Here is a 20,970-nt window from a genome sequence, read left to right on the forward strand (position 1 = left end):
GGCTGCAAACCCGCCATGGATTCACGCTCGAGCCGCCAGGACGCTCAGGCGGCTACGCCTCGAGAACGCTGGGCGTGTAATCGATGTTCTCGAGGCGGCTACGCCTCGAGAACATCGAATCCTTTGTAGCCGGCCTCGGCGACCCCGGCAATGATCTCGCCGTACACGCCGAAACCGCCGATGAAGGGCATGAATACCCGGGGCCGTTCCGGGATGTTGGCGCCCAGATACCAGGAGTTCGCCTGCAGCATCAGGGTTCCCGCTGCGCGCTGCTCGCACTCGGCACCCCACGCGGTCGCGGCGTCGCGACGCGCCTCAAGCGCGGTCGCCTCGTGGTCGGCCAGGTATGCGATCGCGTCGGCGATCCAGTCGACGTGCAACTCCGAATGCAGGACCATGTTGGCCAGCACCGAGGGGCTGCCGGGACCGGTCAGATTGAACAGGTTCGGAAAGCCCGGAACTCCCAGGCCCAGGTAGGAGCTCGGGCCGTTGGCCCATGCCTGGTTCAGCGTCTGGCCGCCGCGGCCGACGATGCGCAGCTTCTCGACCGAGCCGGTCATCGCATCGAAGCCGGTGGCGAACACCAGTGCATCCAGTTCGTAGTACGCATCGGAGGTGTGCAGGCCGCCCGCATCGATGCGTTCGATCGGCGTGGCGCGCAGATTCACCAGCGACACGTTGTCGCGGTTGAAGGTCTGGAAGTAGTTGGAGTCGGTGCAGATCCGCTTGGTGCCGATGGGGTGATCCTTGGGGATCAGCAGCTCGGCGATCGCCGGGTCGTCGATGACCGCGCGCACCTTCTCCTCCCAGAACACCCGCGCGGTGTCGTTGGCCTCGACGGTGGTGGTCTGATCGGAGAACGTCTTGGCGAACAGCACACCGCCCAGCTGCCAGCGCTTCTCGTAGGCCTCCCGCAGTTCCTCTTCGGAAGCCTCGACGGCCAACTTCGGGTGCGGTCGGTGCGGTGAGCCGCCGCCGCTGTCCATCGAGAGTCGCCGGCGTTCGGCGTAGCCGTCCTTCTGGGACTGCCGGGTGGCCTCATCGAGGGGGATGTTGCCCGCCGGCACACTGTAGTTCGCGGTGCGCTGGAACACGCTCAGGTGCGCGGCCTGCTCGGCGATGGGCGGAATCACCTGGATGCCAGAGGATCCGGTGCCGATCACACCCACCCGCTTACCGGTGAAGTCGACGCCTTCGTGCGGCCAGCGTCCGGTGTGATACACCTGTCCGCCGAATGTCTCCAGCCCGTCGATGGCGGGGACGTTCGCGTTCGACAGCGGGCCGACCGCCAGCACACAGAACCTGGCCGACACCACGTCACCGGCGTCGGTGCGGACCTCCCAGCGCAGCGTCGCCTCGTCGAGGACCATCTCGGTGACCCGGGTGCCGAACTTGATGTGACGTCTCAGGTCGAACCGGTCCGCGACGTGGTTGACGTACTCCAGGATCTCCGGCTGGGTGGCATACTTCTCGCTCCAGTTCCACTCCTGCTGCAGATCGTCGTCGAACGAGTACGAGTAGTCGACGCTCTCGACATCGCAGCGTGCCCCGGGGTAGCGGTTCCAGTACCAGACGCCGCCCACACCGTCGGCGGCCTCGAACGCCTGCACCGACAAACCGTCGCGACGGAATCGGTGGATCGCGTAAAGGCCACCGAAACCGGCACCGATCACTACGACATCAACGGACTTGGTCATGGCAAGCAAACTACCGGCGACCTCGGAGTCTGGAACAGGGTTTGTCTCGCTAGGTGGGAAACGGGATGGGTGGTGTTACCCGGTGTGGTTGTCTGCACTACAGCAGACCACCGAGCCCGGGAGGTGAGCCATGGCCGACCCGGCCACCTGGCATCACGAGGTGGACTTCGTGGTTGTCGGCAGCGGCTGCGGGGGACTCACCGCCGCGCTGGCCGCGACAGCCAACGGACTGGACACCGTGATCATCGAGAAGTCGCGAGTGTATGGCGGCAGCACCGCATTGTCCGGCGGCAACATCTGGATCCCGAACAATCCGACACTGCGCCGAGCGGGCCAAAACGATTCCCGTGCCGATGTGCGGGCCTACCTGGACGCCGTCGTCGGCGACCGCGTCCCCTCGGCGAACATCGATGCGTTCATCGACAACGGGCCGGCCACCATGGAGTTCCTCGAACGCAGCAGCAAGCACCTGAGGTTCCAGTGGTGCAGCGAGTACTCCGACTACCACCCCGAAGCACCCGGCGGACGGCCGCGCGGACGCACCATCGAGCCGCTGCCGTTCAACCTCCGCAAGCTCGGCGCCGACGAGGCGCTGCTGCGGCCGGCCGCGCTGGCCACGCCGTCGGGGCTCTACATCACCTCCAAAGAGTTCGCCCGACTCAACATGGTGATGCGCACCTGGGCCGGCCGGCGAGCCGCGCTGCGAGCCGGCTGGCGCGCGATCAAGGGTGTGGTCCTGCGCCGGCATATGGACACTTTGGGCCGGGCACTGATCGGGCGCCTGCGCCTGGCGGTGGCCGAAGCCGGAGTCCCGCTGTGGCTGGACACACCGATGCAGTCTTTGATCACCGATGACACCGGCGCCGTGATCGGCGTTCGCGCACAACGTGACGGTGCGGAGTTCCGCGTCCGCGCCCGCCGTGGCGTGCTGCTGGCCACCGGCGGGTTCGACCACAACCCGGAGATGCGCAAGCAGTACCTGCGCGAGGGCGGCACCGACAACTACAGCGCCGGATCGCTCGACAACACCGGCGACGGGATCGTCGCGGGCAGTGCGGTCGGCGGCACGCTGGATCTGATGGACGACGCCTGGTGGATGCCTGCCTTCAAGAGGCCCGACGGCGTGATGAGTGTGCTGGTGTCCGAGCGCTCCATTCCACGGTCGATCATCGTGGACCAGACCGGTCGGCGCTTCACCAACGAGGCGGCGCCGTACGTCACCTTCGTGCACACTCAGCTCGCCGGACGTCACGACCCGATCTGGTTCATCTTCGACGGCAGAGCCAAGAACCGTTACCAGTTCGGGGGTGTGCTGCCCGGCCAGAAGTTCCCGAAGTCCTGGTTCGCCTCCGGGGTGATGCACCGCGCCGACACGGTCGCCGAGTTGGCCGCCGCGATCGGCGTCCCGGCCGGGCATCTGGCCCAGACCATCAACCGCTTCAACGGATTGGCGCGCAGCGGCGTAGACGCGGACTTCGGCCGGGGGGCGAGCGCCTACGACAACTACTACGGCGACCCCACCCTCCCGCAGCCCACCATGGACGCCATCGACCGTGCGCCCTACTACGCGGTGCGCATCCAGGCCGGCGACCTGGGCACCAAGGGCGGGCTGGTGTGCGACGCGAGTGCACGGGTGCTGCGTGCGGACGGCCGTGCCATCGACGGCCTGTACGCCACCGGAAACACCTCGGCCGCGGTGATGGGTCACGACTACGCCGGTGCCGGCGCCACCATCGGGCCCGCCATGGTGTTTGGTTTCATCGCGGCCCGCCATGCCGCCCGGGAGAGCTGAGCCGTGCAGGAATTGCACTGCGACGCATGCTCGAACCGGGTACTGGTGGAGAAGTTCAGCGATGTGCACACCAGCGTGCAATGGCTCACCGACGCCGAGTCGACGTGTCCGGAGTTCGCCCGCCGCGCAGCCGGGGGCGAACACAGCATGTGGATTCCGACCTGCCCCAAGTTGCGTGCGTCGATCGATCGCGCCGTCGAGTCGGGGGCGTTGCGCGTGGACTCAGAACGGCACGAGCCGACCCTCAGAACATTGACATGACCACCAGAACCAACGAAGGGAAGTTGTTGACATGACAGCAGATTCGGACCGGTTGTCCGGCGTGGTCGCCGTGGTCACCGGCGGTTCGCGCGGGCTCGGTGCGGCGTTCGCCCGTCGCATCGTCGAGTTGGGCGGCAAGGTGGTCATTGCTGACCTGCTCGACGACGAGGGTGGCAAGCTGGCCGAGGAACTCGGTGCGGCCGCGCGCTACGCGCATCTCGATGTCACCGACACCGGCCAGTGGGCGGACGTGGTGTCCTACACCGTCGCCGAATTCGGTGCTGTCACCGGACTGGTGAACAACGCCGGCATCGCGACCGGTCAGTTCATCGAGCACGAACCGGTCGAGCATTTCCGCACCGTGCTGGAGATCAACCTGGTCGGCGTGTTCAACGGAATCCAGGCCGTCATCGCGCCGATGCGGGCCGCCGGCGGCGGCTCGATCGTCAACATCTCGTCGGCCGCCGGTCTGATGGGCCTGGCCCTGACCGCGGGCTACGGCGCCTCCAAGTGGGGTGTGCGCGGTCTGAGCAAGATCGCCGCGGTGGAACTCGGCCCCGACCGGATCCGGGTCAATTCGGTGCACCCCGGCATGACCTACACCCCGATGACCGCCGAAGTCGGCATCCAACTCGGCGAGGGCAACTACCCGAACACCCCGATGACCCGGGTCGGGGTTGCGGAGGAGATCGCCGGTGCGGTCACCTACCTGCTGTCCACCGAGGCCTCCTACGTGACCGGCGCCGAGATCGCCGTCGACGGCGGCTGGACCGCGGGACCGACTGTCAAATACGCGATGGGCCAATAGGAGCCGAGATGAAGAGACTGGAAAACCACCGGATCCTGGTGACCGGCGCGGCGTCGGGGATCGGAGCGGCCACGGTGCTGCGACTGCTGGACGAGGGCGCCAAGGTGGTCGGCGCGGACGTTGCTGCCGACGGGCTGCAGAAGACCCGGGCGCAGGCGCAGGAGAAGGGCGTCGATGGCCGGCTCACCACGCTGGAAATGAACATCGGTGACGAAAGCTCGGTGGTCGAGGGTGTGCGCAGCGCCATCGACACCCTGGGCGGGCTGGACTCGGTGGTCAACGCGGCGGGAATCCTGCGCGCGTCGCACACCCACGAAACCACCCTGGACGCCTGGAATCAGATCATCGGCATCAACCTCACCGGGACCTTCCTGGTGATCCGCGAGACGGTGCCGGCGCTGCTGGCCAATCCGCGCAGCGTGATCGTGAATTTCAGCTCCACCTCGGCGGAGTTCGCGCACCCGTACATGGCGGCCTACGCGGCCAGCAAGGGCGGCATCCAATCCATGACCCATACGCTGGCGCTGGAGTACGGCAAGAAGGGGCTGCGGGCGGTCTGTGTGGCACCGGGCGGCATCAAGTCCGGGATCACCGACGCCACCGCCGGATACCTGCCCGCCGACGCCGACTGGTCGCTGCTGGCCAAGCTGTCCCCGCAGCTGCCCACCACACTGACCGCCAGCAGCGGTGCTCCGATGGGTGATCCGTCCGCGGTCGCCAGCGTGGTCGCGATGCTGGTATCCGATGACGGCGCATACATCACCGGCACCGAAATCCGCATCGACGGAGGCGCGCACACATAACGTGGTGCGTCCAACTCACGAAGGTGGTCCGGCGTGGTTTCAGCCTCGCCGCGACGGGCGGCGTGGGATCGTGGGGGCTATGGCCCGCGTTGCTCCCGACCCCCCGACCTCGATGGTGGCCCGGGTCGCGCTGATCATGAACGTGTTCGACGAGCCCGGCAAGTACTTGCGGCTGGACCAGGTGGTGTCGCGCACCGGGCTGCCCCGGTCATCGGTTCACCGCATCCTCAACCAGCTGCACTCCTCGGGGCTGCTGCGCCACCGGCCCGACGGCTACGGGCTGGCGGCCTCCCCGCTGCCGGTTACCCGCATGGTCGAGTACTCCCAACTGCGTGCCGTCGCCTCCCGGACACTCGAACGGCTGCACGCCGACACCGGACTGGTGGTCCACCTGGGCGTTTTGCTCGGCGGTGAAGTGGTGTACCTGGACAAGGTCGCCGGGCGCAGCGCAGTCGTGATGCCCACCCGGGTCGCGGGCCGCACTCCGGCGCATGCCAGCGCATTGGGCAAGACAATGCTGGCGCAGCTTCCGGCGGAGGAGGTCGACTCGGTGTTCAGCGGGCCGCTGCGCAAACTCACCCGGACCACCATCGCCGATCTGGCCACCCTGCATCAGGAGCTGACCCGCATCCGGTCTCGTCACGGGCTGGCATACGACAACGAGGAACTGGCGGTCGGACTCTCCAGCGTCGCGGCACCGATCCGCACCGGTGACGGGGATGTGGCGGGCCTGTCGCTGACCGGCGCCCTGCCGATGCACCGGCTACAACGCACCGCGCCCTTCGTCATGCGTGCCGCCGGCCGCATTTCTCATCATCTGGGCCGCTCGGATCCTGAAGCGGCCGTGCGGGGTTCGCAAGCGCCCGTCAGCGAAACCGACACCATGCTGTCGCGGGTGCTGCGCACCTTGACCTCTGATGCGTGGGTCTAATGCGTGTCGCAGGCGCGGCAGAGCCGCCGTCGTGGGTGCAGCTCACAAGATGAATTCGTCGACCTTCATCCCGAACGCGAACTGACCGACAACCGACAGCACCCGTTCGGCATCGTTGGATACGTGCATGCGGGCGGTCTGCACATCACGCCACACCCGCTCCAGGGTTCCGTCGCCGTCGAGGTCGGGTCCGCACTGCTCGACAAACCAGCGGACCACCTGCGCGGCACGTTCGAACGCCACCACCTGGTCCCGGCGCCCGCGTAACAGCAGTTCGGCGTCCGGGAACATGTCCCGGACGGCGCACTGCATGAATTCACGGATATTGCGCCGTATTTGGCGTATCGACAGGGTGACTCCGGCGCGTGCGGTGGCGATCGGGTCCAGGGGCCCGGCGATATCCGGGCGGTGCGTTGACAGCAACCCGAGTGCGGCGCCGATCACCGGCACCGTCCCGGCATGGGTGTACAGCACCGTCTGGGGCAGGCGGTACAGCGGCGCAAGGGTGGCGCGGGGCTGCTGGCTGACCCCGAAGGTACGGTGCTCAGGCACCATTGCACCCGACACCACCACCTCATCGGCGCCGATCCCGCACAGTCCCAAGCCATTCCAGTTCGACTCGATCGTGAACTCTTCACGGGGGACCAGGGCGACGGTGAAATCCTGGGCGGCGCCGTCCTCGCCGACCAGCACAGCGCCGGCCATCAGCCAGGACGCGTGGTGAGCACCCGCGCAACGCGTCCACCGCCCGGATAACCGGAAACCCCCGCCGACGCGTTCCAGCCGTCCGGTCGGAGCGTAGGACTCGCACAACAGCGCTCGGGGGTCCTTGTCCCAGACATCGTGCTGTGCCTGTTCGTCGAACAGTGCCAGGTGCCAGGAGGCCACCCCGAGCATCGCCGCCAGCCAGCCCGTCGAGGTACAGGCCGCCGCAATGTCGCAACTGGCGATCAGGTACTCCTCCGGCTCGACCTGTAGGCCCCCGAATGCGGTAGGCCGCAGCATCGCAAAGAAACCCGTGTCGTGCAGGCCCGAGATGATGCCGGCGTCGACGGCTCCGTTGCGGTCGACATCGGCTGCAGCCTCGGCGATGGCAGGGAGCAGTGAACGGATCGCCTCGAGCGTCATGCGATGCCGGCGGCGCGCTCCAACTCCGCCAGTGCGGGGCTCAATGCGTCAGCCATCTCATCGATGTCGGGGGCTATCTCGGGAGTGGTCACGAATCCGAAGTCCAGGTAGTCGACGAACGAGAAGCAGGTGATGTTGAGTGCCACATCCATCACCGGTGGGCCGAGCGGAACCAGTGATTCGACCTTGGCGCCCGCCATATACAGCGGGATCTGCGGTCCCGGAACGTTGGACACCACCAGGTTGATCGGGGCGACGTTCTTGGACAGGCCGCTGGCCGTGTAGGCGCGCGCCGCCAGTTGCAACAGCCCGGGCGGGGTGGTGTCGGTCAATCCCATGATCTGGTGCGCCGAGAGCGCCTTGGCCATCTGCTTGGCGCCCTGCGTGCTTTCGTAGATGGTCTTGATCCGCTCGGCCGGATCCGTGACATCGGTGGCCAGCGACACCGTCATCGAGCTGATCTTGTTGCCGACCTCGCCGCTGGTCTCCGGACCGCGGGTGGACACCGGAATCTGGGTGACGAGCGGCTTGTCCGGAAGCTCACCGCGCTTGAGCAGATAGTCGCGGACCGCCCCGGCCACCATGGCCAGCACCACGTCGTTGACCTTCACGCCGTAGGCGTCCTTGACGGCCTTGACCCGTGCCAGGTCGACCCGGGCGCCGGTGATCCGCCGGTGCGGGGACACGCTGGCGTTGAAGCGGGTGGGCGGGGCGTCGAAGAATCCCGGCGGCTTGCCGGCGAGTCCCAGCGTGGCAAGCTGCTGGCGCACAGTCTGTTCGACCAGTCTGGTGATCCGGTACGGCGTCTTGACCGCCACGTTGATCAGCGCACCCAACACCATGCGTTCCATCCCTGGCATCTGATTGCCGACCAGCGAGCCCACCGTGTCCTCCGAGGCGGCCCGCGTCTCCGGGGTGATGTCCAGCAGAATCTCGCCCAGACCGGCTCCGGAGACTCCGTCGACGACGGCGTGGTGCATCTTGGTCAGCGTCGCGACCCGGCCGCCTTCGACTCCTTCGATCACCCACAGTTCCCACAGTGGCCGGGATCGGTCGAGTTTGTAGGACAGCAGCCGACCCGCGAGCTCTTCGAGCTCCTTGCGCCCACCGGGGGCGGGCACGCCGACGCGGCGGATATGGAAGTCAGGGTCCAGATCCTCGTCTTCGACGAACCACGGCCGGTCCAAACCCAATGGAACACCGGCGACCCGCCACCGTAGCTGCGGCATCTGCGGCAGGCGCTCGATGATCAGCTGGCGAACCCGCTCGAAGCTGTAGTCCGCGGCGTCAGTGGGGTCGCAGATGGTGAGTGCGCCGACGTGCATGTGCCATCCCGCAGTCTCCGCATGCCAGAACGCCGCATCTACGCCCGAAAGTCGCTTCATACGGCAAGGCTAGTGAACCGCGGCGTAACTGCATCTCGGTTTGGGGCAAATTGGATAGCATTCGTCATTGCGCCCGAGGAGGTGGGAATGACTGGGCCGTCTACTGCGAACAGCGCCGCGCGCGTGATTCTCGACGCGGTGGCACCGATCCTCGTCGTAGGCGGCGAAAAGCAGCCGTCGGCACCGGAATTGATCGCTGCGTTACAAAAGTGCGGCGGATGGAACATGCTGCAGCCGACGCCGTACGGCGGTCTGGGTCTGGGCGGTGACGAATTCGTCGCGGCGATCTGGGAGTTGGCTGCTCTGGACGGATCGCTGGGTTGGCTCACCGCGATGTTCAATGCGGCGGCAGACGCGGTCGCCGGCTTGCCCGGTGCCGTGGCCGACGACGTGTGGAGCGCTGACCCGACGGCGTTGGTCGCGCCCGGGTTCCGGTCAGAGGGACGGCTGGTGGCCGACGGCGGGGAATCCCGGTTGAGCGGACGCTGGCATTCCGTCGCCGGCGCTGATCTGGCGGATTGGTTGTTGCTGACCGCCGCTGGGGACGCCGGCAGCTGCCGGGTGCTGCTGCCCCGCGGCCAAGGGCACACCGAGCCGACCCGCAACCCGTCGGGGCTGTTCGCAACCGACATCTGCGATGTCACGGTCACCGATGTCGCGGTCCCCGCAGACCGGATCTTCGCGGCGCCCGTTTCGGTGCTGGCCGGAGCCGGGGCGGCGGCTGCTGTGGTCGGGGCCGCCGACGGGGTGTGGCAACTGCACGTCCGGGAGATCCGCCAGCGGCTCTCGGCGTCCTATGGCAGCGAAGACGTGATGGATCGGCCGTCGTCGACGGTCGAGGTGGGACGGGCCGCGTCCGACATCGACGCAGCCAAGCTCCAGGTGAGCGCCTCGATCGAGGCCGCCGGTGACCTAGCGGCGCTGCGCGCGGCGACATGGGACCAGCAGCAGGCTGCCACCCGCGCACGGGACGCGGCCGATGACCTGTTGGCCAGCAGCCGCCGGCACGCGCTGGTGGCGTCCGACCCGGTCACTCGGCTCTGGCAGGGCACCCAGGCCTGTTTCCGGCTTGCGACGTGGCTGCTGGACGGCGTGTCAGACGGCCTTGTTCGCTGACTCCGGCGCGGCAGGCGCCAGGGCCGCCAGTTCGGCGAGCGCCCGGGGCAGACCGTCGGCGATCTCCCACGGGTCGGCGACATGGTCACCACAGGTGAGCACCCCGATGGTCATTTTGTCCTGGTAGCTCCACCCGGTGAAGTTCAGCCCCATCGGGAACACCAGCGGCCCGGTCGAGATGAGCTTCTCGATCGGCGCCCCGGCCCAATAGAGACGCTGCTGGGGACCCCGCATGTTCGAGGCGATCAGGCTGAACGTAGGCCGGCGGCTGACCCGCTCACCGACCAGCGGCAGCGCGCGGGAGTACAGCCAGAACAGCGGCCAGTACTCCATCCAGTCGTGCTGCAGCAGAGCGTCGCGCTCGGCCTGCACCTCACGGGCGGTCTTGGTGGCGTCGGCGATGGTGTGCAGACGCTCGACGGGATCGGCGATCTGGGTCGCGAGTACCACGTTCCACCGCGACACGTGGTTGCCCCACTCCGTCTCGGCGCCGGGCGGTCGCATCGAGACCGGCACGACGGCGGTCAGGGTTTCCTCCGGCAGTTCCTGGTGACGGTCCATGAACTCGCGCAGCGCTCCGCTGCACATCGCCAGGAACACGTCGTTGACCGTGACGTCGAAGGCCTTACTGACCTCTTTGATGGTGGCGATGTCGCAGCCCTGATAGGCGAACTTCCGGTCGGCGGTCAGCGGCGCGTTGAACCGGACGCCGGGAGCGGCGAAGGCGGCGGCGTAGCCCGGCTTGCCGGCCTTCTGGCGGCGACGGATGACGTTGGTGACCCGCGCGGTGCGGGCGATGATGCGGGGGAAGTTGAGTGCGGCCGCGCCTTGATGCCGCAGCACCATCGGTAGCCAGGTCCGAAGCGCCGGGCGCTGTTCGTCGGGAACGGCTGCCGGTTTGGGCTGAGGCAGCGGCGCCTGCGGGTCGGCGCTGTAGATCGTCTCGAGCAGGCGCCGCGACGCCATCCCGTCGGCGATGGCATGGTGCACCTTCAGCACGAACGCCACCCGGCCGTCGGCCAGGCCGTCGACGTACCACAGCTGCCACGGCGGGCAGCCGCGCCGGGCCGGGGCCTCCATGATCTGGCTGATCACCGCGGCGAGTTCACGATCCCCGCCTGGTGCCGCGGCCGCGGTGCGCTGGACGTGGTAGCCGAGGTCGATGCGCGGCCGCGCGACCCACCACGGCCGGCCAAATCCCAAGCGCGGCATCAGCAGCTGCCACTGCAGCGGCTCGACGTGTTCCACCAACGCCGGGACCGCGGCTCGGAAGGTGTCGAAGGTGACGGGCTCCCGTCCCTGACCGGGGTCGAGTACGACGGCTTTGATCGTGTACTGCGATTGCACGTCGTTTTCCCACGCGAGGAAACTATTGTCCTCACCCTTCAGGCGCCGCATTTCTCACCTCACTGGCTGAACCGACTGATACGTTCGTCCCTGCCACCGGCGTGTGGCATGAATCACTTCTACACGCACCGTGTGTCGCAGGAGGCAATTTGTCTCGACTAGTGAGACGCAGCGGTCCGGGCCTCCTACCTGCGGCCATATGGTGCACCTCGTGAAGCCCGTGAAATCCCACCGCGCCAGCGTGACCGGCGCTGCGGACCGGCTCAAGGTCACCGTCCGCAGCCTCAAAGTTCTGCGTGAGGCCGGCTTGTCCGGCGGCCTCGTCGACGGTGTCCGTTCGGCGAAATTCGTCCGCAGCTACGGCGGATTCGCCGGTGTGATCGAATCCGCGGCGGTCAAGAACAAGGACGCGATCGCGGTCACTGACGAACTCGGCGACTTGACGTTCACCGAACTCAACGGGCAGGTCAACGCGCTGGCCCGGGTTTGGGCCCGACAGGGTATCGGGGCCGGCGACGTCATCGCCGTGCTGTGCCGGGACCATCGCGGATTGATCATCGTGCTGGCCGCGGCCAACAAGATCGGCGCGCAGGTGCTGCTGATGAACACCGGATTCGCCAAACCCCAACTCGCCGACGTCGCGCAACGCGAACATGTCACAGTGCTGGTCCACGACGAGGAGTTCACCGATCTGCTGTCCGCGGTGGACCCCGAGGTACGGCGAGTGGTCGCCTTCACCGCCGACGGTTCGGCCGGCGAGGGCTCGCTGGCCGCGCTGATCGGGTCGACGTCGACCGAGGCGGTGCCCGCGCCGGCCAAACCGGGCGGGTTGACGCTGTTGACCAGCGGCACCACCGGAACACCCAAGGGTGCGCCGCGGGGCAAAACCTCGCCGCTGTTCTCCGCGCAGTTGCTGGACCGGGTTCCGCGTCGGCGCAACGAGACCTGCATGCTGGCGGCACCGATCTTCCACGGCACCGGGCTGGGACAGGCCGTGCTGTCGTTGGCGCTGGGCAACAGGTTGGTGCTGCGCCGCAAATTCGATCCCGAGGCGACACTGCGGGCAATCGCCGAGTATCGGTGCAACGTGCTGGTCGTGGTGCCCACCATGCTGCAGCGAATCATGGCCCTGCCCGACGAGGTTCGTGCCCGCTACGACACCTCGTCGCTGCGGATCATCTTTGCGTCCGGCTCGGCTGTGGCGCCGGATCTGGTGGTGCGAACTCTCGACGAGTTCGGTCCGGTGCTCTACAACCTCTACGGCTCAACCGAATTGGCCGTGATGACGGTTGCGATGCCGGAGGATCTGCGTCACGACCCGCGCACCGCCGGGCGGGCGCCGGTCGGATGCGCGGTGCGGCTCTACGACTCCGACGGGGCCGAGATCACCGCTCCCGGGGTCATCGGCCGCATCTTCGCCGGCAGCAGCGTCAGCTTCTCCGGTTATACCGACGGCCGGCGCAAGGATGTCATCGACGGGCTGCTGTCCAGCGGCGACGTCGGCCACTTCGATGAAACCGGACGGCTTTACGTCGACGGCCGCGACGACGACATGGTGATCTCCGGTGGTGAGAACGTCTACCCGCTCGAGGTGGAGAACTTGATCTGCGGTCATCCCGAGGTCGACGAGGCGGCCGTACTCGGGGTCGCCGATCCCGACTTCGGGCAGCGCCTCAAGGCGTATGTGGTGCGGACCGCGGGCTCCGCGCTGACCGCCGACGAGGTCAAGGACTACATCCGGGCCAATCTGGCCCGCTACAAGGTGCCGCGGGACGTCGAGTTCCTCGATGTGTTGCCGCGCAACGCCACCGGGAAGTTGTTACGTGGCAAGCTGACCGAGGGGGAAGCGTGATGAGTGCCGACGACGGCGCGGAGAAGCCCACCACCGACTCGATGAAGCGCGAGATCGCTGAGCGGATGAGCGCGGCCTTCGCGTCGATCGCCGCCGGGAACGGCAACGCGGCAGAAGTTCGCGCCAGCATCAAGGCCAGCCGCCGACCCCCGCGGCCCGTCCCGGTGGCCCGGGTCGAGGAACGTCTCATCCCGGGACCGGGCGGCGACGCAACGCTGCCGGTGCGGATCTACTTCCCGTTCGGTGCCGGCGAATCCGCCCAGCGCCCGCCGGTGCTGATCTATTTCCACGGCGGCGGTTTCGTGTTGTGTGATCTCGACTCGCACGATTCCTGCTGCCGTCTGCTGGCCAACGGTGCTGGGGCGGTGGTGGTTTCGGTCGACTACCGGCTGGCGCCCGAGTTCCCGTTCCCGGCCGCGGTGCACGACGCGTGGGCCGCCACCGAGTGGGTGGCCGAGCACGTCGACGAACTCGGCGGCGACCCGGCACGGCTGGTGATCGCCGGCGACAGCGCCGGAGGAAACCTGGCAGCCGTGGTGTCCATGCTCGCCCGCGACCGTGGGGGACCGGCGATCGCATTCCAGGTGCTGATCTATCCCGTCGTCGACCAGCGGCGCAAATCGTCAGCCGCCAGCAAGCACACCAAAAACGGCGTCCTGACCGGATCGCACATGCAGTGGTTCACGCAGCAGTATCTCGGAGCCGACGGTGACCGCACCGACGTGCTGGCCTCGCCCATCCTCGGTGACTTCGCCGGGCTGCCGCCCGCGCACGTCGTCACCGGCGCCTTGGACCCGTTGTGTGAGGAGGGCGAGGACTTCGCCCAACGATTGCGGGATGCCGGGGTTCCGGCCAGCGTGAAGCGCTACGACGGCGGGTTCCACGGCTTCTTCAATCTCGCCGACCACCTTCCGGCGGCCCGCGAAGCCAACGACGACGTGTGCGCGATCCTGCGCGACGCGTTGGGCAGCACGACCTCCTAAACGATCGTCAACCAATCAGAAATCGAAAGGGCCGCCATGAAACTGCAGAACAGCCGGGCGCTGATCACCGGTGCCAGCCGCGGACTCGGCAAGACCATCGCCGAGGTGCTGGCCGCACGTGGCGTCGACGTGGCTCTGGTGGCCCGCAACGGCGATGCCCTCGAGGTGCTGGCCAAGGAGCTCAACGGCAAGGCATACCCGACCGACCTGGGTGACCCGGCGGCCGTCGAGGGCCTCATCGACCGCGTCGAGGCCGACGGTCCGCTGGACATCGTGATCAACAATGCCGGCATCGACCACGTCGGCCGATTCCACCAGGTCGCTCCCGACCAGATTCGAAACCTGCTGCAGGTCAACCTCGCAGCCCCGATGGAGATCTGCCGCCAGGTGATGCCGCGCATGGTGGAGCGCGGGCGGGGCCACATCGTCAACGTGTCGTCAATGGGGGCCATCTCGCAGGGACCCGGGCTGACCCTGTACGGCACGTCGAAGGCCGGACTGAGCCACTTCACCGCCGGCATCCGCATGGAACTACGCGGCAAGCCGGTCGGCACCACCCTGGTGCAGATCGGCGAGGTCAAGACCGACATGATCGACAACATCCGCGGATTCGGCCCGGCCCGGCGCACCATCGAGCGGTCCATGCGCTGGCGGATGATTCCGCGCGAGTCGCTGGACCCGGTCGCGGTTTCGGACGCCATCGCCGTCGCGATCGAACGCAACCGCCGGCACGTCATCATGCCGCGCAACATCGTTGCGATGGCCAAGATGACGGAATTCCCCCGCCGGGTCTCCGAACTCATGCTGACCGGCATCGATCAGGACAGCGACTGATGGCGGGTGTCGACCTGTCCGGGAAGGTCGCGATCATCACCGGCGCGGCCCAGGGGCAGGGGGCGGCGGAAGCCCGGCTGTTCGCTGAGCTCGGTGCCCGGGTGGTGCTGACCGACGTCCTGACCGACAAGGGCCAGGAGGTGGCCGCATCGATCGGCGACACGGCGCGGTTCCTGCAACATAACGTCGCCGACGAAAGCGGCTGGGCCACCGCGGTCGAGACCGCCGTCAGCGAATTCGGCCGCCTCGACATCCTGGTCAACAACGCCGCGATCTGTCGCAACGTGCCGCTCGTCGAGCAGAGCGCGGACGGTTTCGAGACGATGCTGCGGGTCAACCTCATCGGCCCGTTTCTGGGCATGCAGGCGGTCGTCGAGCCGATGAAGGCGGCCGGCGGCGGCTCGATCATCAACGTGTCCTCGCAGGCCGGCATGCAGGGCCTGACCGGCTACAGCGCCTACGGCGCCTCGAAATGGGGGCTGCGCGGCATGTCCAAGGTCGCCGCACTCGAGCTGGGCGCCTTCGGGATTCGGGTCAACACCGTGTTTCCGGGAATGATCGACACCCCGATGGTCGCGCACCTCGAGGTGGTCCGCGGTCCCGGCGGTCACCCCGGTGCCCCGCTGAACCGGGTCGGAGTGCCCGAGGAAGTCGCGGACGTGGTCGCATTCCTCGCCTCGGACGCATCGTCCTACATCACCGGCGCCGATCTGGCGGTGGACGGCGGCGCGAGCGCGGGCCGTATGCCGATCGTTCCGTCGTGAGCATCAAGTTGCCGTTCGCGCAGGAGTGGGCCGGACGGATGGCACTGACGCCGCACATCGCCCTCGACGAGGCGGTGCTGGCCTACATCCGAAGCCGCCAGCCGAAGAATCCACCGCTGGACGCGGCGGACCGGAACATGGCGGAGATGACGAAGGCCGCGGTGCTGTTCCAGAACCAGGGCTGGCTGACGGACCCCCGGTCATACCACCGCACGGCGCCTCCGTTGCGGGACAGCGAGTTCACGTCGCACGAGACGCTGTCCGTTCCGTACCGCCACGAAACCATCACGTTCGCCTCGGGATTCCGTCCCCGCGAGATCGAGCCCGGCGCGGAGCGCTGGGCGGCCACCGAGGGCAACGACACCGTGGTGGTCCGGCTGCTTCGCCACCGCGACGAGGGCGCGCCCTGGGTGGTGTGCCTGCACGGATTCGGCATGGGCACATCCCGATTCGACATGAGCCTGGTGTGGGGAACCTATCTGCACCGCGAACTCGGGTTCAATGTCGCGGTGCCGGTGCTGCCGTTCCACGGGCCGCGCCGGATGCCGGGCGACGACCAGCTGCTGTCGATGGATCTGGCGTTGACGTTGCACTCCATCAGCCAGGCGATCTGGGACATTCGCCGGCTGGTCGGCTGGATCCGGGAATCCAGCGGAGCGCCGGTCGGCGTGTACGGGCTGTCGCTGGGCGGCTATCTGGCGTCGCTGCTGGCCGGAATCGAACCGCTCGACTGTGTGGTTGCGGGTATTCCGTTCGTCGACGTGCCCGAACTGATGGCACACCACAACCCGCCCCCGGCATATCTGGATGCGCTGCAATCGGCGGCGGCACGCGACGTCTTCACCGTCGTTTCCCCGGTGGCGGCCAAACCGCTGCTGCCCCTGGACCGTCGGGCCATCCTGGCGGCGCGCGGTGACCGGCTGATCCCCGGCGATCATCCCCTGGCGCTGCAGGCCGCCTGGCAGTTATGCCGACTGGATTGGCTCAACGGCGGGCACGTCGGGTTCGTATGGTCGCGCAAGGCCAGGGGCTTGGTCGCCGACCGATTCTCGGCGTTGAGGTCGGGCGGATCCACGTTCGACGAGACGCCCGACTTTCGCCGGACCGCCGAGGGCTGACGATGCCACCGCCAGAACCGGCCATCCAGATCGGCTACGTTGTCGCCGATCTGAACAGCAGCATCCAAGCGTGGGTGGCGCAAACCGGAATCGGGCCGTGGACCGTCTTTCGCGGCGCCACGCTGAACGGTCGATACGCCGGGCAGGACACCGTGGTCACCATGGACGTCGCGATGGGTTACACCGGCAGCACGCAGATCGAACTGATGCAGATCACGTCGCGCACCCCGTCGCCGTACCAAACGGCAGCCGGTGAGCCGAAGCTGGGCCCGCACCACATCGCCTGGCTCACCGATGATCTCGAAGCGTCGGTGACGGCAGCCGGCGAGGAGGGTCTGCAGGTGCTGTTCGCGGCGGAGGGGCCGGGTACCCGGATCGCCTACGTCGAGTCCCCGGCCCAACCCGGCGTCGTCTTCGAATACATCCAGAACGAAGCCATGAAGCAGATGATCGCGCACGGTATCGACCAGGCCCGCACCTGGGACGGCTCCGACCCCATCCGAGGCTGAACGGGAACACACGATGAACTGGAACGAAGAATGCGACGTGCTGGTCGCCGGGTCCGGCGGCGGTGGCGTCACCGGCGCCTACACCGCGGCCCGGGAGGGACTCGACGTCATCCTGGTCGAGGCGACCGACAAATTCGGTGGCACCACCGCCTACTCCGGCGGTGGCGGGGTGTGGTTCCCGTGCAACCCGGTGCTGCTGCGCGCCGGCACCGACGACACCATCGAGGACGCGCTGGAGTACTACCACGCGGTGGTCGGTGACCGCACACCGCTCGAGCTGCAGGAAACCTATGTGCGCGGCGGCGCACCGCTGATCGCCTACCTCGAGGAAGACCCCGACATGAAGTTCGGGGTGCTGCCGTGGCCGGACTACTTCGGTAAGGCGCCCAAGGCGCGACTGGACGGCCAGCGTCACATCACCGCCAAACCACTGGCGGTCGCCAAGGCGCCGGAGCTGCGGGATCAGGTGCGCGGTCCGCTCGATGCGGACCGGTTCGGCACCGAACCGCCCGAGGACTATTTCATCGGTGGCCGTGCGCTGATCGCCCGTTTCCTCAAGGCGACCGGAAACTATCCGAGCGCGTCGATGCGATTGAACACCGCCCTGGTCGAATTGGTCAGCGACGACACCGGTGTGCTCGGCGCCGTCGTCGAGACCGACGGGGAGCGCCGCGCCATCCGGGCGCGCCGCGGCGTGCTACTGGCCGCCGGAGGTTTCGAGGGCAACGACGCGATGCGGCAACGCTACAGTGTGCCGGGCGTCGCGCGAGACACCATGGGGCCGTGGGGAAACATCGGGCAGGCCCACGAGGCGGCGATCGCGGTCGGGGCGGACACCGACCTGATGGAACAGGCGTGGTGGTCGCCGGGGATGACGCACCCGGACGGGCGCTCGGCGTTCGCGCTGTGGTTCACCGGCGGCATCTTCGTCGACCAGGACGCTCAGCGGTTCGTCAACGAATCCGCGCCCTATGACCGCATCGGCCGGGCCATTCTCGACCGGATGCAGGACGGGTCGATGACCCTGCCGTACTGGATGATCTACGACGACAAGGAAGGCGCGGTTCCGCCGGTCAAGGCGACCAACGTCTCCATGGTCGAGCCCGAGCGTTATGTCGAGGCGGGCCTGTGGCACACCGCGGACACCCTCGAAGAACTGGCGGGGTTGATCGGCGTGCCGGCGCAGAACCTGGTGGAAACGGTCAAGCGGTTCAACGCGTTTGTCGCCGATGGCGTCGACGAGGACTTCGGCCGCGGTGACGAGGCCTACGACCGCGCCTTCTCGGCCGGCGCATCGCCGCTGGTTTCGCTCGAGCGCGCACCGTTTCACGCGGCCGTGTTCGGTCTGTCCGATCTGGGCACCAAGGGCGGGCTGCGCACCGACACCGCCGCCCGGGTGCTGGACGGGGCGGGGCAGCCGATCCCGGGGTTGTACGCGGCCGGCAACACGATGGCCGCGCCGAGCGGCACCGCCTATCCCGGCGGTGGCAACCCGATCGGGGCCAGCATGCTGTTCAGCCACCTGGCGGTGCGAGACATGCTGGACCGGCGGTAGACGAGGAGGTACGACCATGCGGTGCTGGCGCTTGTACGGTGTGGCCGACGCGCGATTGGACGACATCCCGGAACCCGCGGTCAGTGCCGGCATGGTCAAGATCCGGCTTGCCTGCACCGGGATCTGCGGGTCGGACGTGTCGCTCTACGAGACCGCGCCGGTCCCGGTCGACTGGCAGCATCCCCTGTTCGGGGAACGCGGACCGCATGTCCTGGGCCATGAGTTCTCCGGCTACGTCGCCGAGGTCGGCCCCGGGGTCGACGGCCTGGACGTCGGCGCATTGGTGGCGGTGCAACCGAACATCGAAGACGGCACCTGCCCGGCATGTGTACGCGGTGAGCCCAATCTGTGCGAGCAGGGCGGGTTTCTCGGTGTCAACGGCGGCGGAGGCGGATTCGCCGAGTACGTGGTGGCACCGGCGGAGAAGGTGTTCGTGCTGCCCGACGGGTTCACCCCGGAAACCGGCGCGCTGGTGGAGCCGCTGAGCGTGGCGCTGCACGCCGTCCGGCAAAGCGGCATCGGCGCCGGCCAGACCGCGCTGATCGTCGGCGGCGGACCCATCGGGCTGGCGCTGCTGCTGTGCCTGAAAGCCCAAGGCGTGCAACGCGTCATCATCAGTGAGGTCAGCACCCGCCGCCGCCGGCTGGCGGCCGAACTGGGGGCCGACGTCATCGACCCGACCGCTGTCGACGCAGCCGGATACGCGCGCGAGACGACCGGCGGCCGCGGCGTCGACGCGTCGTTCGATGCCGCCGGGGTGGGGCAGAGCACGTTCGGGGCGGCCTTCGACGCGCTACGCAAGGGCGGCACCACCGTGGTGGTCGCGATGTATCACGGCGGCGTCGATCTGGATCCGGGACTGTTCATGCTCACCGAGAAGACCTGCACCGGCAGCTACGCCTACACCCGCGACGACTTCCAATCCGTCATCGACGCGATCGCCGACCGGCGCATCGACCCGGCGGCACTGGTCACCAGCCGGATCCGTCTCGATGAAGTGCTGGACAAGGGAATTCATCTGCTGCAGGGCGAAGGGCGCGACACCGAGGTCAAAATCCTGGTCACCCAGTGAGTTCAGATTCCGACCCCGGCGGTCTGGCACGCCCAGATCGACGTTAGCGTGGTTCGCATCCGGAGTTTTCCGCGCTGCCGTCGATCTCGGCGATGAAAGTTGAAGGTTAGGGAGAGACATGACGACACAGCTGAGCCACGAAGACACGTTGCGTGAGGTGACCACCGAACAGGGTGTGCTGCGCTATCACGAGGCCGGGGACGGGCCGCCGCTGTTGTTGTTGCACGGTTCGGGGCCCGGGGTGACCGGGTGGCGCAACTACCGGGGTGTGCTGCCGGCGTTCGCCGAGAACTTCCGCTGCCTGGTGCTGGAGTTCCCGGGCTTCGGCGTCAGCGACGATTTCGGCGGCCACCCGATGGTGACCGCGTTCGGCGCGGTGCCGGCGTTCCTGGACGCGCTGGGACTGGACCGCGTCGACATCGTCGGCAACTCGATGGGCGGCGGTGTCGGGATCAACTTCGCCACCGGCAACCCGGAGCGGGTTCGTCGCCTGGTGACCATCGGCGGCATCGGCGCCAACCTGCTTGTCCCGGGGCCGGCCGAGGGTATCCGGCTGCTGCAGGAGTTCGTCGACGACCCCACCCGGGACAGGCTCATCCGCTGGCTGCACTCGATGGTGTACGACCCGGCGTTGGTGACCGACGAGCTCATCGAGGAGCGCTGGACGCTGGCCACCGATCCCGACACGCTGGCCAGTGCGCGCCGGATGTACGGCAAGGAGGCGTACACCGCGATGACCAAGATGATGCAGGCCTCCAAGGGACCGCAGCCGTGGGCGACGATGCACCGGGTCCAGGCCCCGACGCTGATCACCTGGGGCCGCGACGACCGGGTCAGCCCGCTGGACATGGGGCTCATCCCGATGCGCACCATCCCCAACGCCGAGTTCCATGTGTTCCCCAACTGCGGGCACTGGACGATGATCGAGGCCAAGGACGCGTTCACCCGCGTCGTGCTGGACTTCCTGACCCGTCCCTGACGGCTGGCGAGCAGACGCAAAACTGCCCTGGTAACC

General features: G+C 67.8%; 19 protein-coding genes. 15 read left to right on the forward strand and 4 right to left on the reverse strand.

Features of this window, described 5'->3' with window-relative positions:
• Positions 1-98 precede the first annotated feature (98 nt).
• Positions 99-1,697, reverse strand: coding sequence for a flavin-containing monooxygenase (locus tag AC5Y36_RS24570; protein WP_500043584.1), 1,599 nt, complete (start codon positions 1,695-1,697; stop codon positions 99-101).
• A gap of 130 nt (positions 1,698-1,827) precedes the next feature.
• On the opposite strand from AC5Y36_RS24570, the gene AC5Y36_RS24575 reads away from it, so the two are divergent.
• From AC5Y36_RS24575 to AC5Y36_RS24595, 5 genes are all read left to right on the forward strand, one after another.
• Positions 1,828-3,489 (forward strand): FAD-binding protein, encoded by a 1,662-nt coding sequence (locus AC5Y36_RS24575; protein WP_500043585.1) that lies wholly within the window; start codon positions 1,828-1,830, stop codon positions 3,487-3,489.
• Positions 3,490-3,492: 3 nt separating this feature from the next.
• Positions 3,493-3,750, forward strand: a complete 258-nt coding sequence (locus tag AC5Y36_RS24580) for a hypothetical protein (protein ID WP_500043586.1) — start codon at positions 3,493-3,495, stop codon at positions 3,748-3,750.
• 31 nt (positions 3,751-3,781) lie between these two features.
• Complete coding sequence (locus tag AC5Y36_RS24585; RefSeq protein ID WP_500043587.1) at positions 3,782-4,558, forward strand: SDR family oxidoreductase; 777 nt, start codon at positions 3,782-3,784, stop codon at positions 4,556-4,558.
• 8 nt (positions 4,559-4,566) lie between these two features.
• Positions 4,567-5,361 carry an SDR family NAD(P)-dependent oxidoreductase gene (locus tag AC5Y36_RS24590; protein WP_500043588.1) on the forward strand — a complete coding sequence of 265 codons (795 nt, stop codon included), beginning with the start codon at positions 4,567-4,569 and terminating at the stop codon, positions 5,359-5,361.
• Between the two features lie 79 nt (positions 5,362-5,440).
• Positions 5,441-6,292, forward strand: coding sequence for an IclR family transcriptional regulator (locus AC5Y36_RS24595; protein WP_500043589.1), 852 nt, complete (start codon positions 5,441-5,443; stop codon positions 6,290-6,292).
• Positions 6,293-6,334: 42 nt separating this feature from the next.
• On the opposite strand, the gene AC5Y36_RS24600 is transcribed toward AC5Y36_RS24595, so the two are convergent.
• Positions 6,335-7,420, reverse strand: coding sequence for an acyl-CoA dehydrogenase family protein (locus tag AC5Y36_RS24600; RefSeq protein WP_500043590.1), 1,086 nt, complete (start codon positions 7,418-7,420; stop codon positions 6,335-6,337).
• Positions 7,417-8,805, reverse strand: coding sequence for a WS/DGAT/MGAT family O-acyltransferase (locus AC5Y36_RS24605; RefSeq protein WP_500043591.1), 1,389 nt, complete (start codon positions 8,803-8,805; stop codon positions 7,417-7,419). The genes AC5Y36_RS24600 and AC5Y36_RS24605 overlap by 4 nt, the downstream gene beginning before the upstream one ends.
• A gap of 87 nt (positions 8,806-8,892) precedes the next feature.
• On the opposite strand from AC5Y36_RS24605, the gene AC5Y36_RS24610 reads away from it, so the two are divergent.
• Complete coding sequence (locus AC5Y36_RS24610) at positions 8,893-9,921, forward strand: acyl-CoA dehydrogenase family protein (protein ID WP_500043592.1); 1,029 nt, start codon at positions 8,893-8,895, stop codon at positions 9,919-9,921.
• Here AC5Y36_RS24610 and AC5Y36_RS24615 read toward each other — a convergent pair.
• Positions 9,901-11,319, reverse strand: coding sequence for a wax ester/triacylglycerol synthase family O-acyltransferase (locus AC5Y36_RS24615; RefSeq protein WP_500043593.1), 1,419 nt, complete (start codon positions 11,317-11,319; stop codon positions 9,901-9,903). The two genes, AC5Y36_RS24610 and AC5Y36_RS24615, sit on opposite strands and share 21 nt — an antisense overlap.
• A 160-nt stretch (positions 11,320-11,479) precedes the next feature.
• On the opposite strand from AC5Y36_RS24615, the gene AC5Y36_RS24620 reads away from it, so the two are divergent.
• From AC5Y36_RS24620 to AC5Y36_RS24660, 9 genes are all read left to right on the forward strand, one after another.
• Positions 11,480-13,120 carry an AMP-binding protein gene (locus AC5Y36_RS24620; RefSeq protein ID WP_500043594.1) on the forward strand — a complete coding sequence of 547 codons (1,641 nt, stop codon included), beginning with the start codon at positions 11,480-11,482 and terminating at the stop codon, positions 13,118-13,120.
• Positions 13,120-14,103, forward strand: a complete 984-nt coding sequence (gene lipP1, locus AC5Y36_RS24625; RefSeq protein ID WP_500043595.1) for a LipP1 family hormone-sensitive lipase — start codon at positions 13,120-13,122, stop codon at positions 14,101-14,103. The genes AC5Y36_RS24620 and lipP1 overlap by 1 nt, the downstream gene beginning before the upstream one ends.
• A gap of 36 nt (positions 14,104-14,139) precedes the next feature.
• Entirely contained in the window at positions 14,140-14,937 is a 798-nt protein-coding gene (locus tag AC5Y36_RS24630) for an SDR family NAD(P)-dependent oxidoreductase (protein ID WP_500043596.1), read from the forward strand.
• A complete protein-coding gene (locus tag AC5Y36_RS24635; protein WP_500043597.1) occupies positions 14,937-15,701 on the forward strand; it encodes a glucose 1-dehydrogenase in 765 nt (254 codons plus the stop codon). The genes AC5Y36_RS24630 and AC5Y36_RS24635 overlap by 1 nt, the downstream gene beginning before the upstream one ends.
• The gene (locus AC5Y36_RS24640; RefSeq protein ID WP_500043598.1) at positions 15,698-16,819 is read left to right on the forward strand and encodes an alpha/beta hydrolase; all 1,122 of its coding nucleotides are present in this window, start codon (positions 15,698-15,700) and stop codon (positions 16,817-16,819) included. The genes AC5Y36_RS24635 and AC5Y36_RS24640 overlap by 4 nt, the downstream gene beginning before the upstream one ends.
• A gap of 2 nt (positions 16,820-16,821) precedes the next feature.
• Positions 16,822-17,328 (forward strand): VOC family protein, encoded by a 507-nt coding sequence (locus AC5Y36_RS24645; protein ID WP_500043599.1) that lies wholly within the window; start codon positions 16,822-16,824, stop codon positions 17,326-17,328.
• Between the two features lie 13 nt (positions 17,329-17,341).
• Complete coding sequence (locus AC5Y36_RS24650) at positions 17,342-18,883, forward strand: FAD-binding protein (RefSeq protein WP_500043600.1); 1,542 nt, start codon at positions 17,342-17,344, stop codon at positions 18,881-18,883.
• Between the two features lie 16 nt (positions 18,884-18,899).
• Complete coding sequence (locus AC5Y36_RS24655) at positions 18,900-19,955, forward strand: 2,3-butanediol dehydrogenase (protein ID WP_500043601.1); 1,056 nt, start codon at positions 18,900-18,902, stop codon at positions 19,953-19,955.
• A gap of 118 nt (positions 19,956-20,073) precedes the next feature.
• Positions 20,074-20,934, forward strand: a complete 861-nt coding sequence (locus AC5Y36_RS24660) for an alpha/beta fold hydrolase (RefSeq protein WP_500043602.1) — start codon at positions 20,074-20,076, stop codon at positions 20,932-20,934.
• Positions 20,935-20,970 lie beyond the last annotated feature (36 nt).

Source organism: Mycobacterium sp. NGS50 (genome assembly GCF_059812545.1).

Coding starts and splice junctions, on each gene's coding strand:
- AC5Y36_RS24570 (WP_500043584.1), bottom strand. CDS start 1,697: ATGACCAAGTCCGTTGATGTCGTAGTGATCGGTGCCGGTTTCGGTGGC.
- AC5Y36_RS24575 (WP_500043585.1), top strand. CDS start 1,828: ATGGCCGACCCGGCCACCTGGCATCACGAGGTGGACTTCGTGGTTGTC.
- AC5Y36_RS24585 (WP_500043587.1), top strand. CDS start 3,782: ATGACAGCAGATTCGGACCGGTTGTCCGGCGTGGTCGCCGTGGTCACC.
- AC5Y36_RS24590 (WP_500043588.1), top strand. CDS start 4,567: ATGAAGAGACTGGAAAACCACCGGATCCTGGTGACCGGCGCGGCGTCG.
- AC5Y36_RS24595 (WP_500043589.1), top strand. CDS start 5,441: ATGGCCCGCGTTGCTCCCGACCCCCCGACCTCGATGGTGGCCCGGGTC.
- AC5Y36_RS24600 (WP_500043590.1), bottom strand. CDS start 7,420: ATGACGCTCGAGGCGATCCGTTCACTGCTCCCTGCCATCGCCGAGGCT.
- AC5Y36_RS24605 (WP_500043591.1), bottom strand. CDS start 8,805: ATGAAGCGACTTTCGGGCGTAGATGCGGCGTTCTGGCATGCGGAGACT.
- AC5Y36_RS24610 (WP_500043592.1), top strand. CDS start 8,893: ATGACTGGGCCGTCTACTGCGAACAGCGCCGCGCGCGTGATTCTCGAC.
- AC5Y36_RS24615 (WP_500043593.1), bottom strand. CDS start 11,319: ATGCGGCGCCTGAAGGGTGAGGACAATAGTTTCCTCGCGTGGGAAAAC.
- lipP1 (WP_500043595.1), top strand. CDS start 13,120: ATGAGTGCCGACGACGGCGCGGAGAAGCCCACCACCGACTCGATGAAG.
- AC5Y36_RS24630 (WP_500043596.1), top strand. CDS start 14,140: ATGAAACTGCAGAACAGCCGGGCGCTGATCACCGGTGCCAGCCGCGGA.
- AC5Y36_RS24635 (WP_500043597.1), top strand. CDS start 14,937: ATGGCGGGTGTCGACCTGTCCGGGAAGGTCGCGATCATCACCGGCGCG.
- AC5Y36_RS24645 (WP_500043599.1), top strand. CDS start 16,822: ATGCCACCGCCAGAACCGGCCATCCAGATCGGCTACGTTGTCGCCGAT.
- AC5Y36_RS24650 (WP_500043600.1), top strand. CDS start 17,342: ATGAACTGGAACGAAGAATGCGACGTGCTGGTCGCCGGGTCCGGCGGC.
- AC5Y36_RS24655 (WP_500043601.1), top strand. CDS start 18,900: ATGCGGTGCTGGCGCTTGTACGGTGTGGCCGACGCGCGATTGGACGAC.
- AC5Y36_RS24660 (WP_500043602.1), top strand. CDS start 20,074: ATGACGACACAGCTGAGCCACGAAGACACGTTGCGTGAGGTGACCACC.